Below are 17352 nucleotides of genomic sequence, written 5' to 3'. Positions count from 1 at the left end.
TGCCCTATAAAAGCATAAATAAAGGTATGCTTATTTCATCTAAAACCGTTAACACAATCCACTAACTACTTAAGTTAGCGTGTTATTTAACGCTCGATTAAGTGATTAGCATAAAAGCAATTAAGGTAATACGTTATGGCGAAGTCGACTTCCTACAGTCAGGTACTTGAACAACTTACAAATACGCTAAAACAGCGCATAGTTATCCTCGATGGTGCCATGGGCACAATGATTCAAGACTACAAACTGGAAGAAGAAGACTACCGTGGTGAGCGTTTTAAAGACTGGCACTGTGACGTAAAAGGCAACAACGACATGTTGGTGCTAAGCCAACGCCAAATCATTAAAGATATCCACACTGAATACCTGTTAGCGGGTGCTGACATTATTGAAACCAATACCTTTAATGCCACCACGATTGCTATGGCCGATTACGACATGCAGTCGTTGTCAGCAGAAATTAACCTTGAAGGCGCCAAAGTTGCCCGTGAAGCCGCTGATGACGTTACTGCGCAAACGGGTATTAAACGCTATGTTGCAGGAGTGCTTGGGCCAACCAACCGCACTTGCTCTATCAGCCCAGATGTGAACGACCCCAGTTTTCGTAATATCAGCTTTGATGAGTTAGTCGAAGCCTATGTTGAATCAACCCGTGCATTAATTGATGGCGGCGCAGATATCATCATGGTCGAAACCATCTTTGATACCCTCAACGCCAAAGCCGCATTATTTGCCATCGAATTAGTGTTTGATCAAATTGATGATCGGCTACCTGTGATGATTTCAGGCACCATTACTGATGCTTCAGGTCGTACCCTAACTGGGCAAACCACCGAAGGCTTTTACAACTCACTGCGCCATATCAAACCATTATCCATTGGCCTTAACTGCGCCCTTGGCCCAAAAGAGTTGCGTCCCTACGTTGAAGAGTTATCACGGATTGCAGAATGTTATGTTTCTGCCCACCCTAACGCTGGCTTACCTAATGAGTTTGGTGGTTACGATGAAACCCCAGAAGAAATGGCCGAAGTGATCAGTGATTGGGCACGGGAAGGCATGCTCAATATTGTGGGTGGCTGTTGTGGTAGTACACCAGCGCACATTAGTGTTATTCGCGATGCCGTTATCAGCCATGAGCCACGTGTCATACCTGATATTCCCGTTGCCTGTCGCTTATCAGGGCTTGAGCCATTAACCATTGATGGCAACTCATTATTTGTTAACGTCGGCGAGCGTGCCAACGTTACAGGTTCAGCCAAGTTCCTGCGGTTAATCAAAGAAGAAAAGTTTGAAGAGGCCCTAGATGTCGTGCGTGAGCAAGTTGAAAACGGCGCACAAATCATCGATGTCAACATGGATGAAGGTATGCTTGATGGCGTCGAGTCGATGAAAAAGTTCTTGAACTTAATCGCCTCAGAGCCTGATATTTCCCGCGTGCCTATCATGATCGACTCATCAAAATGGGACGTGATTGAAGCTGGCCTTAAATGCGTTCAAGGCAAGTCGATTGTTAACTCCATTTCGATGAAAGAAGGTGAACAAGCCTTTATTCAGCAAGCCACCTTAGTGAAACGCTATGGCGCAGCCGCTATTGTGATGGCATTTGATGAAGATGGCCAAGCCGATACCCGCGCCCGTAAAACCGAAATCTGTACCCGCGCCTATCGCATACTGGTTGATGTGGTGGGCTTTGCCCCAGAAGACATCATCTTCGACCCGAATATATTTGCCATTGCCACCGGCATTGACGAGCACGATAACTACGCCGTCGATTTTATTGAGTCCATTAAAGACATTAAAGCCACTCTACCCCATGCAATGATTTCTGGCGGTGTGTCAAACGTCTCGTTCTCGTTTCGTGGTAACAACCCAGTCCGCGAAGCCATTCATGCGGTATTTTTATATCATGCGATACAAGCGGGCATGGACATGGGCATTGTTAACGCAGGTCAGTTAGCCATATTTGATGACATCGACAAAGACTTAAAAGAAAAAGTCGAAAATGTGGTACTGAATTTACCTTGCCCCGTTGCCGACTCAAGCAATACTGAGCAACTACTAGATGTTGCTGAGCGTTTTCGTGGTGACGGCAAACAAGTGGCTAAAAAGGAAGACTTAGCTTGGCGCAGCCTGCCAGTTAATGAGCGCTTATCCCACGCATTAGTGAAAGGCATTACCGAATTTATTGACCAAGACACCGAAGAAGCACGCCTGTTAGCCACCAGACCACTGGATGTAATTGAAGGCTCGTTAATGAACGGCATGAATGTGGTTGGCGACTTATTTGGCTCAGGCAAAATGTTTCTGCCGCAAGTCGTTAAATCAGCCCGGGTAATGAAAAAAGCCGTGGCTTATTTAAACCCATACATTGAAGCGGAAAAAGTTGAAGGTCAATCAAACGGTAAAATTTTAATGGTTACCGTAAAAGGTGACGTGCACGATATTGGTAAAAATATTGTCGGCGTGGTGCTAGCCTGTAATGGCTTTGAAGTGTTCGACCTAGGCGTCATGGTGTCAGTTGAAAAAATCCTTGAAGCCGTAAAAGAGCACAATATTGATATTATTGGTATGTCAGGGCTTATTACCCCAAGCCTTGATGAAATGGTACATAACGTCAAAACCTTCCACCGAGAAGGGTTAACCATTCCGGCGATTATTGGCGGTGCAACCTGCTCGAAAATTCATACCGCAGTAAAAATTGCCCCACATTATCCACATGGTGCAATTTACATTGCCGATGCCTCGCGCGCAGTGCCTATGGTGTCAAAACTGGTTAATAACGACACTCGCCAGCCCACCATTGATGCAACCTATGCTGAATACGACATCATGCGTGAAAAGCGGTTATCACAAACCAAACGCAAAACCATAGTGTCAATTGACGCTGCCCGTGAAAACCGCTGTAAACACGATTGGGATAACTACACCCCATTTAAACCGAACAAATTGGGCCGCCAAGTATTTGATGATTACCCACTAGAAGATCTAGTGGATCGCATCGATTGGACGCCGTTTTTCAGAAGCTGGGAGCTGCATGGTCACTTCCCTGAAATTTTAGATGATAAAATTGTCGGTGAAGAAGCCCGTAAGCTCTATGCCGATGGTAAAGCCATGCTTGCAACCATCATCAGTGAAAAATGGCTTACTGCCAAAGCGGTCATTGGCTTATTCCCTGCCAATACCGTCAACCATGACGACATTGAGCTATACACAGATGAAACACGCACCACGGTTGAAATGACCACCCATCACTTGCGGATGCAGCTTGAACGTGTGGGCAATGACAACTTCTGTTTATCTGATTTTGTCGCGCCAAAAGACTCAGGCGTCGCCGACTACATGGGCGGCTTTGCTGTTACCGCAGGCCACGGCATTGATGAACATGTGGCACGTTTTGAAGCCAACCATGATGACTACAACGCCATTATGCTTAAGTGCCTAGCCGACCGTTTAGCTGAAGCCTTTGCAGAGCGTATGCATGAACGGGTACGAAAAGAGTTTTGGGGTTACGCTGCAGATGAAGTATTGGATAACGAAGCCCTTATTCGTGAAAAATACAAAGGTATTCGCCCAGCACCTGGTTACCCAGCCTGTCCTGATCATACTGAAAAAGGCTTGTTATGGGATTTACTAAAACCCGATGAAACGATTGACCTTAATATCACTGAAAGTTATGCCATGTTCCCAACCGCTGCGGTATCAGGTTGGTACTTTGCTCACCCGAAATCACGTTACTTTGGGGTGACCAATATTGGCCGCGATCAAGTTGAGGATTATGCTGAGCGTAAGGGAATGACATTGGCAGAATCAGAGAAGTGGTTATCACCAGTGTTGGATTATGATGTTGAATAGAGAGTGATGTTGAGTAATCACTGATTACTCTTTATTAGGATTCCAAACTTCGTTTGGATTATGGCGCTGCCATTTTCAGCCTAACGGCTGGTTAAGGTCGTGGCGCTTCGCCCACACCAGACGAAAGGGAAACAACAGCATTTCCCTTTTCGATATCCCTTGCCGCCCCAACCAAGTTGTGCTTCTTCATACTCCAATAAAAATACCTAACGACTCAGATGGGACATCCATGTCCCGCCGAGCCTTAGCCATCATCCTGATGGCTACACGGTATTTTTATCTGCGTATTTCAGCAACTTAGAATGGGGAATATTGGAGACTGCGGCGGTGTTTGAAAAAGGTTATTCTTATCCTAAATAATTTAGTTATTTATATGTATAAGGATCATGATAGGATTTTTTTTCGTCTTCAGAAAATATATTAGTAAACAACTTACTATAAATATCTTTTGTAATATCAATCTCTTTCATTAAAGAGTTTGCTTTTGGCTCACCCAACTCAATTCTAAATGTGCATATAACTTCTTTACGATGTTCTGCAATTCGTTCGAACCAATTAGAGGTATATATATTTGAACGATTACCTCCATTTTTCTTCTTGAGGGTCACAGATTCAATCATTAATTCTAATAGCTTCCTATGCATTATTTCAGTTCTTGCAGAGGTTTTATCTGAACAAACAGCGTAAATTTTTTCAAGTGAACTAGCTGACAACTCAGATAGTTCGCTTAGTTTAATTTCAAATTCACGAGCATCAATATCATGTAATAAATTTCTGAACATCAAACTACGATAGGAAGTGAGGTTACCAATAAAATCTAAGCAGACTTCTTTGCGTTTTTCTAAACTAACTTTTTCATCATGCCGAGATTGAGCCGCTAATAGTACTGCACCAGAAATTAATACTGTCGGTATGATTTTATCTGTTGGATTGCAAAATGCCCACACTAACGTTAAAGCTACAACCCCAAATAGAACTCCAAATACTGTAAATTTATTATTCATAATCGTTATTCATATTCTGCAACATTTCAATTTACTGTGACCCGGATTATTCAATTGCTTAAGTACAATAATAAAAGAAAACCCGAAGTAATAAACAACCTTCGGGTTTTCAATTTTGACATTAGTTTGGTGTAGAGCGGTAATGCTCTTTTACCTTACTTCCGTCTTTTTTTGTATGAGCAGGTACATGTACTTTCTTTTTTCCGCCTTGAGTTTTAGCCATACTAATTTTTCCTATATCAAATTAAAAAAACACATTATGTAGTATTAATATACACCACCAATACAAGATAGTGTGGTTACTTTGTTTTTGCAAGCAGCAAATTAATGAATAGTCTGTGGGTATTTTCTGTATAAACAACAATGTTAGTGAGAGCTAACCTGCTAGGTCAAATTACACGTTAATGAAATTAAAAAGTTTAATACTTCTCCAAAAAACAACAAAATAAGTCAGGCAGAGTTCACTTAACCCTAACTCAATTAAAATGAAGTCAGACGCTGAATGATTCCCCGTTGGAAGTGTCCGAGTGCGTTAAGTGAATTGACGTGAGCTCGGCATGGATGCCGAGATAGCCTCAGTTGAGCCATGGTCACTCTTTGGCATCCCTGCCATCGTGACATCAGTAAATCCGTTTACAAGCGATGGCGAATCTGAGGCGGTAGTCAATTAACTTAAATTAGCACAAGGAATAACACTTCGTCGGGGCGGCATGGGTGATCTAAGAGGGGGGATTGCTGTTGTTCCCCCCTCTTGGTCTGGTGTGGGCGAAGCGCCACGACTTACCTTGGCCGATAGGCCATATAAAACAACATTATTTTTACTATTACCGCAGTAAGATTAAATCTCCAGAAGCATAAGCCTTTTCAAACTTTCCTTTAGCATCTGCTTTGTGATTTACACAGTTGACCATCTGTTCATCAGATTCGTAACTTTTACATATGTCAGGCACTGTGTAATACGCGCGCCACGCATCGTTTTTACGTTTTAGTTCTTTGGCTTTTTGTTTAGCTAAAAGAGATTTCCTTGCAGCTTCCTGTTTCGCTTGTTGTCGTAATTGCAACTCTGCTTTCTGGCGAATTTTTATTGCTTCCAGACGAGTTGCTTCTGCTTGCTTTTGCTTCAATGCAATTTCATTAAGCCCTTGAGTCACTCGGTATTCTATGTAGCCACTGTAGGCAATTCTCACTAACAACATAACTAATCCGGCTAACAGGATTCCCAAAGTAATTTGTAAAACTGATTTCATCTTTATTTCCATATTTATAAGACAAAAGAAATACCGTAAGAAGATGAAGCAGTCCATTTAAACGCTCTAGTAAAGCTAATACTTCATCCTTTTTTGCTGATTTAAAATAACCTTTTATCTGTACCTTTGTCTATTAAACATTATTATTAACAGTTAGTTAATCGAATAAAAATGTGAGTGGGAGAGTAAATTCAATCTAAACCCGATCAATTCAAATAAAGTCAGACGCTAAGTCCCCCCCGTTGGAAGTGTCCGAGTGCGTTAAGTGAATTGACGTGATGGAGGCAGGACGCCGACATAGCCTTAGATTGAGCAATGGTCACTCTTTGGCATCCCTGCCATCGTGATATCAGTAAATCCGTTTATAAGCGATGGCGAATCTAAGGCGGTAGTCAATTCGCTTAAATTAGCATGAGCCTAATATTTACCAAGAGCCACTTCGACGGGGCTGCGGGGCCAATGTTTACAGAGAGTATGAGGGTGTCGCAGTTCACACCCTTTGGGTCGCACTCTTTGCACAGTATGGGGCGAAGCGCCACGACTTACATTGGCCGTAATAAGTGGGGTCAGAGTAAACTTAATACTAAACCCCATCAATTCAAATGAAGTCAGACGCTGGAGGATTCCCCGTTGGAAGTTGCCGAAGTGTATGCAGATAAATCGCGTAAACCTGACATGGATGTCAGGTTAGCTTTCGCGGGGCATGGATGCCCCATCGGAAGCGTTAGCTATTTTCAATATACACTGAGGATGACAACTTCGTCGGGGCTGCGGGGTGTTCCAAGAGGGTGTCGCAGTTCACACCCTTTTGGTCTGGTGTGGGCGAAGCGCCACGACTTACCTTGGCCGATAGGCCATATAAAACAACATTATTTTTACTATTACCGCAGTAAGATTAAATCTCCAGAAGCATAAGCCTTTTCAAACTTTCCTTTAGCATCTGCTTTGTGATTTACACAGTTGACCATCTGTTCATCAGATTCGTAACTTTTACACGAAATAAGTGGGTCAGAGTAAACTTAATCGCAAATTGGAATGGGTAATATTGGAGAATGCAGCGGTGTTTGAGTTTGTTTACTCTGACCCAACATATTCAGTTACGTAGTCAGAAAACGGTATTACTTCAACACCTATCATTTTTGAAAGGTATTCTTCGAAAAATACCCGATGAGATGCACCTACAATAATGACAATTCGTCCGCCAATCTCACTCGCAACCACTCTCATGATGTGAGACACCATATTTAGGTTTCTAACTTCCCATAAAGCAACTCTAGCTAACGCAGGTTCAACATCTAAATCTTTATCAACAAACATACTCCACTCTTGCCCAATAACTTGAGAGCTTTGTTCAGGGCTATTCAACCAAAGGTATAAAGGCAGCCAATCCCCTGTTTGTATTGCGTTTTTTTGCAAAGCTTGAGATTTAGTTATAAACGTACTTTTTTGAAGTTCATTTCCTGCTTGGGATTTACTATAAGATGGCATTAACCTTTTAACCATGTCTTGATACATATCTTTATCAAGATGGTCATCAATAGGGTAGATCGTATTTATGCCCTCACTTAAAGCTAAGTTAATTGCGATATTGAGTGTTTCATTATTTTTTGTAGCACGCGCATTAAGATAGGCTTTTAAATCTGAGGACAATTGAGAAGTGTCATTTTCTGTTAATTTTAACCAGTGTAGTGTTGCTGTATCAGGGTAGTAGCCTGCAATAGATAGTCTTATAAGTTCGATTCGCTTTTCATCGGACAAATTATTTACTATTTCAAACTGTTTCATTTTCTGTATTGCTTCAGTGGCAGAAAGTCCTAATGATGATTGTTCTTTTTTTGCGATACTAAGTAGTTCATCACCCACAAAGCTTGTTAAAGTTTCATGATATTCAACAGAGCCATTAAGCATTGTAAAAATATCTTCACCTCGAAGTGATTCGACTGCAATAGCTGTTGGTTTAAATTTACCTAAATAACCTCTAATTTCAGACAGGTCGATCTCTTCTTTAATACTTTTTAAATGCATCGTTCCTAAGACCATTACCTCAGTCTTCTGTTTAACACGTGCATTTAGACTTTGTATACCTTGCTGTGCATTTACCAAGCTAGGTAATAAAACCAGAGCTGCAAAAATGACTCTTATCATTCTGTTATCCTTAACCTTCGACTCACTCTAATAATGAAAAAAGAACATACCATAATAGAAAAACATTACAATTTTTAATAACTTACCTTTCATTGGGATATACTTTTATTATTATCTACAACAATACTTAACATGCCACCCATTATTAAAAAGTATTGGAGACTGCGGCGGTGTTTGAGTTTGTATACTCTGACGCAAAATATTCATTTTCCCCAACATGTTCCTACAATCGAAGTTAGTTTCTCTACCTCCAATAAATTTTATTCTAACTTCAACTTCTTCCATATACTGGCTATAAACTGTCTGTCTACAGCGTCAAATGGATTATCAGCGACCACATATGATGAGGTCGATTTTGTCATTGCAAATAATTCACTGTTGGGATTAATCCCGTTTTCGTCTATGGCAAGGTTATTGAACAAATCAACCACCGCAGTTTTTAATTCTGCCAATAATTGTTCAAAAACTTGCTGCACCTGCTGGATAAACACATGGTAAGGCTCGTTACCACTTAACATAAAACTGGAGCCCGCTGTCCCCACTAAATTAATGCCTTCTTTGATATAGTCAATCTCAGACAAATGCTGGACCCATAGTTTGTCGATGGAGTGCATAACTACAATATTCAGGGCTTCATTGAGCTTTTCATCACTCACGACTGTACTGAGATTTTGCCAACGCGATGTGACTTTGCTTTTAAACTCTTCAGCCCCTTCCCCCTGTAAAATGTCATTCCGTAGTTGGTGGATCATTTGCCTTTGCTGTTCAACCAAATCACTGTATTTGTATAACGCTTTGCGTCTATCAAGATTCGCGCCTTCTAGCACTCGCTGGCCGTGCGCAATTTTTTTGCTGATACGGGCATTGGATAGCAACTCCCCAGTGTCACTTTTGCCAGACAACAAGCCATCCTGCCCCAAGTGATTAAACAATTTGTCTTCAAGGCTGACAAAATATTGCGAAGACCCAGGCTCGCCTTGCCTTGCCGCCCGTCCACGTAATTGATCATCTATCCGTCTCGACTCAAATCGGCTAGTGCCGATAATATGCAGGCCACCTGCCTTTTTTACTTGTATATTGCTTGCAGTGTCTTTTGCCCCCAGTAAAATATCTGTACCGCGTCCGGCCAAGTTGGTACAGATGGTGACGGCCCCCCAAGCACCTGCCTGAGCAATTATTTGGGCTTCCTGCTCATCATTTTTAGCATTGAGCAGACAACACTCAATCCCTTTTTCAACTAACAAAGCATATAAGTTTTCAGACTCGCGGACATTGGGCGTGCCCACCAAAACAGGTTGCCCTGTACGTTGAATCAAGGATATTTCATTGCAAATGGCAATGGTTTTTTCGGCTTTTGTACTGAACACCCGATCTGGCTTGTCTATTCTAATGCAGGGTTTACGCGGTGGAATAACACAGGTTTTTAATTGGTATAACTGCTCAAACTCTTGCGCTGCCAACACCGCGGTGCCGGTCATGCCGCTCACTTTCTTAAACAAACACATCAAATGTTGCAAGGTGATTGAACCTAGGGTTTGACCTTCCTTTTTGACTGGCAGACCTTCTTTGGATTCCAATGCCGATTGCATACCATCTGGCCAGCGGTGCTTTTCGGCAATTCTACCTGTGAATTCATCAACCAGTTTGATGCTCTTGTCTTTAACTATGTAATCTATGTCTTTGACCAGCAAAGCCTCGACGTGCAGTGCTAGATTGACGCTGGTCAGCAAGGGCAAATTATCGATATCAAATAGGTTTTCACAGCCAAATTGTTGCTCTATTTTACGACTGCCGCTGTCCGTCAAGTGAACAGAGGTGCTAAATTCATCGACCGCATAATCGTTTGTTTTGTCTAATTGTTTAATTACCGTCGCAATGTGCGTCAGTTGATCATTGTTTTGGTGGATATCACCTGAAATAACCAGAGGAATACGGGCTTCGTCAATTAGAATCGAATCGGCTTCATCAACAATGGCAACATCTAATCCCGACAATACTTTTTGCTGTTTATAATGCACCAATTGATCACGTAAATAATCAAAGCCAACTTCTCGGGCTGTGGCATAAACAATGTCGCAGGCATGAGCTTTTTTGCGTTGTTTACACGACATGTCAGCTTGGATCATTCCCACGCTCAAACCAAAAAATTGATAGAGGGGCTGTAAAAAGTGACTGTCTCGTTTAGCCAGATAGTCATTAAAGGTGAGTACGTGAACTTTGCGGCCAGCTAATGCGTTAACAATAACGGGGGCAGCTGCGGCCAATGTTTTACCTTCCCCGGTTTTCATATCGACAATATAACCGTCATGTAATGCTAACCCGGCCAACATTTGGCTATCGAAGGGCCTCATGCCTAATAGTCTGTTTGATATTTCTGACACAGAAGCAAAAATTTTAACTTGAGTGGATATATTCATTGGCGGGGAAATAGAAGCACACAGTGATTGTAGCTGTGCTTTGAGTTCATCATCACAAAGCGATTTCAATGTCTCGCTAAAGGAGTTTATTTGTGTCAACGTTTTCTTAAACGGTTTAAGGTCGGATTCAATCGATGACCTTTGCAGTTTTTCCATAACCCTTTTAAACATACTTCCACCTGTTTGTTTATGCTTAAAATATATATTGGTTGTGGAAAGGCTTAATTCAAGTCAAAAGCCTTTAAATCCTTGTTTCTCAATCTAACCAATGCTAACTACCGCACCTAAAATAACTCCTAAAGCAATGATTTTATTTCCAATTAATAAAGAAAACTTTAAAGTAAATAAGTTGAAAGTAAGTGTGTAGAGTCAGTGTGTAGAGTCAGTGGCAAGAGTAACTTAATCTAAAACTCATCAGTTTAAATTAGGTCTAACCCCATGAGGTGAATGCTGTATCAATGGGGACTGCAAGACGTTTGATGCAAGAAGCGAAAAGGGAAATGCTTTTGGTTTCCTTTCGTTTAGTATGGGCAAAGCGCTACGGCTTTCTCCGCCATTAATACCGTAAAAATTTGAGAATAAATGGATCAGAGCCTGACCATAACGACTCAGGCTAAATTTCTAATGTTCAGGGTTAGGATTAGGGCTGGGCTTAGAATTAGCAGCAAAACTAAACATGCCACCCATTATTAAAAAGTATTGGAGACTGCTACGTGTTTGGATTTAGTTTACTCTGATCCAACATATTTCAGATGTCACTTTCCACCCTAATAATATCACCACTTCTTAAGCTATTTTTGTATTTGCGGTTTGCTAATTAAGAGTTAGCTAAACTCACTATTTAGGTGGTTAAAATGACTAACTGTTTATTTATTACACAGGTGTAAATTAAATATGTTTTGATTTGTTTTTGATTCCCTTTTGATTAAAACTATTTAAAATCAATTTAAATCAGTTGCTTAAGTGATCACCTCAAAACTTGGCACGCAGCTTGTAATAACCTAGGTGTACCCCATAATTGAAAAGGAAGACACCATGTTTAACTCAAGCTCAAATACAAATTTAGTAGCTCGTTCAGCATCTACAAAAACTAACCGTACATTTAAAAAATTAGCGTTAATTGCCATTATTGCAACAGCAAGTATTGGCGCTCAAGCAAATGAATTGAGTAGTGCTGATGTCGTGAGTGCATTAGAAACACGTTTTACTGAAGCAACCACAGAAATGCTACAAACTGCGAAACAAGAAATTACTTTGAATCTGCATAGTAAAATCGCAGAGCAACTATTTGAGCTAAGTACCTCTCTTGAGTTGACTGAATCAGTAACAGAGCCAGATACAGCATTAGTAAGTAATGAGGACTAATGAATGGATTTAATGATGTTAGTTAATTTAGCAGACCCATTAACCACAATGCTTCTGCTTCCCGTTATCAGCTTTATTGTGTGTTCGTTGTTGATATGCGGGTTGCAGTGGTACCAATTTAGAAGCATCAATGCTATTTCCAAAGAGTTTGTTTCACTGGAGATGGCGGGAGAAACAGCATGAACTTAACTGATGTAGAAAAGTGTTTAAAAGCAGATGACAGCCTAAATCTAATAATAATTTCGTAAATATGTAACAACCATTTTGTCTAAAAATCACTTAATAGCAGGTTCATACGCCTTGTTGACGTGCTTGTAATTGTTAATTCATCCTGTATAAACTTGAGCTTTCACAGTTTATAAAATCATTAGCACTGTGCTCAATTAAAAGGTCTAAATCGGAGCTCATAAATTCAAGGTGACACTGAAAGACATAAACAAAATCAGAATAACTAACTATTTACCTTGGGCAACCCGCACTGACCAGCCACACTTTTTATGCCTAACGTTTAGCCTTTTAGGTATCGGTTATTATTCTAAAATCGCAGCTTCATGGTTATCAATTGCCTGCCGCAGGCCTTCATGAAAGCACAGCTGTGATACGCTGCAAGTTCATCCAATAAAGCTACGCCATAACAAATAACATCCATCATGTTAAACGGCCTGTTCGACATCCATACCTCTCGCCCAGAGCGTTTCACACAGTGAAACTTCGCCATCTCATGGACGGTCACCGCCGCGCTTACACCTGATATTCTATCTCTTCGATTTAGGTTTATTTTAAGCAACGAAAAATTTCACTCTGAGCCTGAAAGATCCTAACGAATTTATTGAGTTATGGAAAAAATACTTTAAATAAGATATTGTTTCAGAATTGAAAGCAATGTTGGCAATCGGTAGGCGAATGGTTTCAAAGGTAGGGTGGCCCAGTTGGGATAACTCAACAAATATGTCCACCGCTCACAAAAATACCTTAAAAATAAATTTTACAATTACCATATTAATTAATAGCTAAAATTAATAAATTACGATCTATTTTATGCTAAAAAATTCAACATTGAATATTCAATAGTAAGCCCAATTATCGCTCTCTGGGTCATTATTTACATATTAAAATTAAAAGAGAAAAAAATGAAAAAAAGGAATATTTTCACATTTTCGGTCATGGCATTGTTTTGCTTTCATGCACCGACATTTGCAACAGGGTTAGATGCAACCTCTGCATCTAAAAATACTTCAATAGAGTCCACACAAACCTTCTTAAAACGTAAAGTTGCTATAGCAAGATTTTCCAATGAAACCCAAGCAGCAAACAGTTTCCTAGTTGACAGTTCAAACAATCGAATAGGTAAGCAAGCAGCTGATATTCTGAGTGCACGACTTGCTGATACAAATAAATTTATCATGTTTGAGCGCCTTGATAATGAAGAGGTCAACTCGGAGAACATATTAAAAGGTATAAGCGACAGCGGTGTTTCTGTTGATTATTTAATCGTTGGTTCAGTCAGTGAGTTTGGCCGTTCAGCAGAAAGCACTACGGGTTTATTCTCCCAATCAAAATTACAAAAAGCATATACCAAAGTGAATGTACGCCTAGTTGATGTTGTAACAGGAAGAATTATAAGCTCTGTTGAAGGCGCTGGCGAAGCGACAACAGAAACGAAGAAAACCCTTGGTGCAGGTACTTCAGCTGCATTTGATCAAAGCTTGACTGACAAAGCATTGTCACAAGCCATTTCTCAAATGATAAGCAACCTTGTAGAAAACATGACGGCTAAACCATGGAAATCATTTTTCTTATCAAATGAAGATGGCACGTTAATCATTTCTGGTGGTGAAGCTCAAGGGCTTACAGCAGGAATGGAATTGGTCATTTACCAAAATGGAAAGCAAGTCAAAAATCCTCAAAGCGGTGGTGTGATTACTTTACCAGGGAAAAAAATCGGCAAGGTAACAGTCCAATCAACCTATGGTAACGATGAATTTGAACAGATCTCTTTTGTCGATATTGTTGAAGGTAGCATTACTGATGAGCTATCAAAATATTACCTTTCAGATAAATAACTCGAGGCTTTCATGAGAACACTAATATTTATTTTCCTAAGTTTTTTTCTAATGGCATGTGGTTCTAACGTCCAGCGAAGCCAAACAGGCCTAGAGCATGAACAGCAGGTCGTCATTATTGCAGATGTTTTAGTTGGCAATTCAATCACGGTAGCCAACATCAATAATCACATGATTAATGGCAGTGATTTAACCCCATATTCTACGGGTGTTGTAGGTGCTGCTGACGCTGAAGATGAAAACCGTCAAATCCTCATTATCAAATTAGATAAAGGTTCACATAAGTTGTTAATTAAGAACTCAGCTGGAACCATACTTTACTCTAAAGATATCTACCTTGCAGATGGTCAAGTACGAACCATCAGATTTTAAAAGGAAATCAATAAATGCTAACTAAAACAAAATATTTATTCATTATTGCCATAACATTCATGTTTACAGGCTGTGCTTCGGTAACCGAAAGTGGCTACTACTGGGGAAGCTATTCTGAAACTTATTATGAATACATTAAAGCGCCTTCAGAGCAAAGTGTCACCAACCATCTCAATGAACTCAATGACATTGTTAATGTGTCAGAGAAAAAAGGCTTAAAGGTACCGCCAGGGATATATGCAGAAATAGGCTACATTACTGCTAAGCGAGGAGACAAGGATAGCAGTATCAATTATTACCGCCAAGAAGCTGAATTTTACCCAGAATCCAAAGGCTTTATTGAACGTCTAATAACAGATCAAAAATAGGAATGAACATGCGCATATTAATTTCAATTACTCTTGTTTTTCTCATGACTGGTTGTGCAGCGACTACGACGACTAAGGAGGCTGCATTTCCCGAAATGTATTCTGATGTGAATCGTCAAACAATGTTAATCGTGCCCGTTATTAATGAAACAACAGCCGCTGAAGCACCAGATTTTCTAAATGCAACAGTTGCCCAACCTCTAGCCGATAAAGGCTATTATGTTTTACCTGTACCTATTGTAAGCAATATTTTCAAGGAAGCAGGAATCATTGATGGCACACAACTACAAGGGATCCCTTTTTCTACTTACAAAGATAAGTTTGGCGCTGAGTCTGTACTATTTATTAAGCTGAAAACATGGGAAACCAATTACATGGTCATTGCTGGCAATGTGACTGTTGGTATGGAATACGTACTAGTTTCAGCAGAAACAAATAACGTTTTATGGTCGTACCAAAACACATTCGTGTTAGATACTTCTGGCTCTTCAGGCAATTTAATTGCCGACATCATCGTTACAGCAATCGCCACAGCAGCAACTGATTACGTACCAGTGGCAAGACGGGTTCACGCCAACGCCGTAACAACTCTTCCTGTAGGTAAATACCACCCTAATTACTTAAAAGATGGAAAAGTAAAAAATGTTATCCCAGAACTCGCCACAGCCCCAGTAGAGAGATTCTAACGAGAGCCACAAAGTGACCAATCAATAGGTCGATATAGAATAAACATAGTTCCCTAAAACAAAAGGCGACCCTAAGGTCGCTTTTTTAATATTTAAATGCCAACCAAAGCCAGCTACCCTGCTTGAATGCTAGAAGAGTGATTAGATTGTTCGCTATTTTCAAAATACACTGAGGATGACTGATGTGAAGTGTTCAAGTTAATCACCTATCAAAAAAGCATTTGTAAACCCGCTAGCCTTTGCCTAGATACCTTAAAAGCTTATTAGATTTTGGCTTTATTTTCGTTTTGTGAACTATGCACCTTTGTTCAGCGCACACTTGTACCCATAATGCCTTATCAGCGATATTGACCATTGGAGTTTGCGATGCAACAGATTAATTGCCCACAGTGCAGCCAAAAAATCGACCTTAACCAAGTGACTTGCCCACAATGTCATGCCGCGCTAGGTTTAGATGCCCTCGGTGGCGTCGACCCAGATGTTCGCATCAAAAATCAGAAGCTTGCAATATGGTTTAGTGTGCTGTTTGGAGGCTTAGGTTTGCATAAATTCTATTTAGGTCAGTATCTCAAGGGTAGCTTGTACTTAGTGTTTAGCTGGACACTGGTGCCTATGGTAGCTGGCTGGGTTGATGCGATTCGCACCTTGAAAATGAGTCCATTTAGTTTTCAGCAGCGTTACTCACGTAAAGCGAGTCAGTACTCCGCTTAACTAAAACTAGCTTATCCTCCTAAATGAGTAGGGAGTTGCATATTGCTCCCTATTTATAAAACTCGATTTATAAAATCCTATTGAATAGCTTCCTATTAATAATGCCACAGTCTCGTGAGCTTTAATGATTTAAGACGTCAACGATGACATCGCTAAGCCACATTAACGCCGGGGATTTCTCATAGGTTTAGTGTGAAACTTCTTTTGCAAAAGGCTGAAAATCCCCCTTACTGGGCTGCTACAACAATATTCCAAGCTGTTTTACATTTTATCTATCACTTTTTAAGGTAGTCACTCACTTTATTCTTTTGTCATTAATGATAACTTTAGCAACCAAGAACCACTACCCAACAGAAATGAGAATGACCATGAACACCAAAGAGCGCATTTTTCACAGCGTATTATTTGAAGCGATTGCTTTAGCATTTGTTATCGGCGCCGCAACTTTATTTACTGATGCGGGCCCAAAGTCTGCTACAGGCTTAGCGGTAGGCTTATCGCTAATTGCAATGAGTTGGAATTATGCATACAACTTAGGCTTTGACCATATATTTGGTCATAACCGTATTAAACGCACCCTTAAAATGCGCTTAGGTCATGGTCTAGGTTTTGAGTTTGGTCTTATTTTTGCCACACAGCCCTTTATGATGTGGGTGTTGCAGTTAGATTTCTGGACGGTGTTTATGATGAACATTGGCGTGGTGGTATTCTTCTTGATATACGCGATTATATACAATTGGTGCTATGACCAACTTCGAGCGCGTATTGTCTCCGCTCGCGCTGCAGCCAATAATGCTGCCGTCAGTTAAGCTAGCCCAGCTTTAGGTATATGAAACGATACTTAGGTTAATCCCAAGTTCGTCAAATAAAGCAATAATACTAGAGTGACAGTCTATATCGGCGTTAGGTGCTAGGAGTTAAGAATTAAGAATTAAGAATTAAGAGTTAAGAGATAGAATCTAGAGTCAAGAGCGACAGAGTTCGCTCTTAACCTCATGCTGAAAGATGCACTGAATAGGCTTAACAGTCCGTTTTGATTAATGTTCCCGCTGTGTTAATAGCGCCTGTTACGCCATCTAAAATGACGATATAGGCATCTAACTCGACACATGCGATGAAGAA

General features: G+C 40.5%; 12 protein-coding genes. 8 read left to right on the top strand and 4 right to left on the bottom strand.

Going from position 1 to position 17352, the window contains the following annotated elements; genetic code table 11:
• The first annotated feature begins 135 nt into the window (after nucleotides 1-135).
• Complete coding sequence (gene metH, locus Q4546_RS03995; RefSeq protein WP_303445742.1) at nucleotides 136-3852, top strand: methionine synthase; 3717 nt, start codon at nucleotides 136-138, stop codon at nucleotides 3850-3852.
• A gap of 365 nt (nucleotides 3853-4217) precedes the next feature.
• Here the strand turns inward: metH and Q4546_RS03990 are convergent, their stop codons facing one another.
• The 4 genes from Q4546_RS03990 to secA2 form a co-directional block, all read right to left on the bottom strand.
• The gene (locus Q4546_RS03990; RefSeq protein WP_303445741.1) at nucleotides 4218-4856 is read right to left on the bottom strand and encodes a hypothetical protein; all 639 of its coding nucleotides are present in this window, start codon (nucleotides 4854-4856) and stop codon (nucleotides 4218-4220) included.
• Nucleotides 4857-5680: 824 nt separating this feature from the next.
• The gene (locus Q4546_RS03985; RefSeq protein ID WP_303445740.1) at nucleotides 5681-6103 is read right to left on the bottom strand and encodes a hypothetical protein; all 423 of its coding nucleotides are present in this window, start codon (nucleotides 6101-6103) and stop codon (nucleotides 5681-5683) included.
• Between the two features lie 1074 nt (nucleotides 6104-7177).
• Complete coding sequence (locus Q4546_RS03980) at nucleotides 7178-8248, bottom strand: DUF5694 domain-containing protein (protein WP_303445739.1); 1071 nt, start codon at nucleotides 8246-8248, stop codon at nucleotides 7178-7180.
• 260 nt (nucleotides 8249-8508) lie between these two features.
• Nucleotides 8509-10821 (bottom strand): accessory Sec system translocase SecA2, encoded by a 2313-nt coding sequence (secA2, locus tag Q4546_RS03975; protein ID WP_303445777.1) that lies wholly within the window; start codon nucleotides 10819-10821, stop codon nucleotides 8509-8511.
• An 879-nt stretch (nucleotides 10822-11700) separates the two neighbouring features.
• Here secA2 and Q4546_RS03970 point away from each other — a divergent pair.
• The 7 genes from Q4546_RS03970 (at nucleotide 11701) to Q4546_RS03940 (ending at nucleotide 17039) form a co-directional block, all read left to right on the top strand.
• Nucleotides 11701-12030: a hypothetical protein gene (locus Q4546_RS03970; RefSeq protein WP_303445738.1), complete on the top strand. Its 330-nt coding sequence runs from the start codon at nucleotides 11701-11703 to the stop codon at nucleotides 12028-12030.
• 1130 nt (nucleotides 12031-13160) lie between these two features.
• Nucleotides 13161-14093 carry a CsgG/HfaB family protein gene (locus Q4546_RS03965; protein ID WP_102440485.1) on the top strand — a complete coding sequence of 311 codons (933 nt, stop codon included), beginning with the start codon at nucleotides 13161-13163 and terminating at the stop codon, nucleotides 14091-14093.
• A gap of 12 nt (nucleotides 14094-14105) precedes the next feature.
• Nucleotides 14106-14465 carry a hypothetical protein gene (locus Q4546_RS03960; protein WP_133149399.1) on the top strand — a complete coding sequence of 120 codons (360 nt, stop codon included), beginning with the start codon at nucleotides 14106-14108 and terminating at the stop codon, nucleotides 14463-14465.
• Between the two features lie 14 nt (nucleotides 14466-14479).
• Nucleotides 14480-14833 (top strand): DUF4810 domain-containing protein, encoded by a 354-nt coding sequence (locus Q4546_RS03955; RefSeq protein ID WP_303445737.1) that lies wholly within the window; start codon nucleotides 14480-14482, stop codon nucleotides 14831-14833.
• Nucleotides 14834-14841: 8 nt separating this feature from the next.
• Entirely contained in the window at nucleotides 14842-15519 is a 678-nt protein-coding gene (locus Q4546_RS03950; protein ID WP_198589318.1) for a GNA1162 family protein, read from the top strand.
• A 366-nt stretch (nucleotides 15520-15885) separates the two neighbouring features.
• Nucleotides 15886-16230: a TM2 domain-containing protein gene (locus Q4546_RS03945; protein WP_102440481.1), complete on the top strand. Its 345-nt coding sequence runs from the start codon at nucleotides 15886-15888 to the stop codon at nucleotides 16228-16230.
• A 368-nt stretch (nucleotides 16231-16598) separates the two neighbouring features.
• A complete protein-coding gene (locus tag Q4546_RS03940) occupies nucleotides 16599-17039 on the top strand; it encodes a PACE efflux transporter (protein WP_102440480.1) in 441 nt (146 codons plus the stop codon).
• Nucleotides 17040-17352 lie beyond the last annotated feature (313 nt).

The sequence above is a fragment of the Shewanella sp. 4_MG-2023 genome (genome assembly GCF_030548015.1).
In the GTDB taxonomy this organism is placed as follows: Bacteria; Pseudomonadota; Gammaproteobacteria; order Enterobacterales; family Shewanellaceae; genus Shewanella.
Note: the sequence above shows the minus strand (reverse complement) of the source record. Positions and strands in the feature narration are given on the sequence as shown.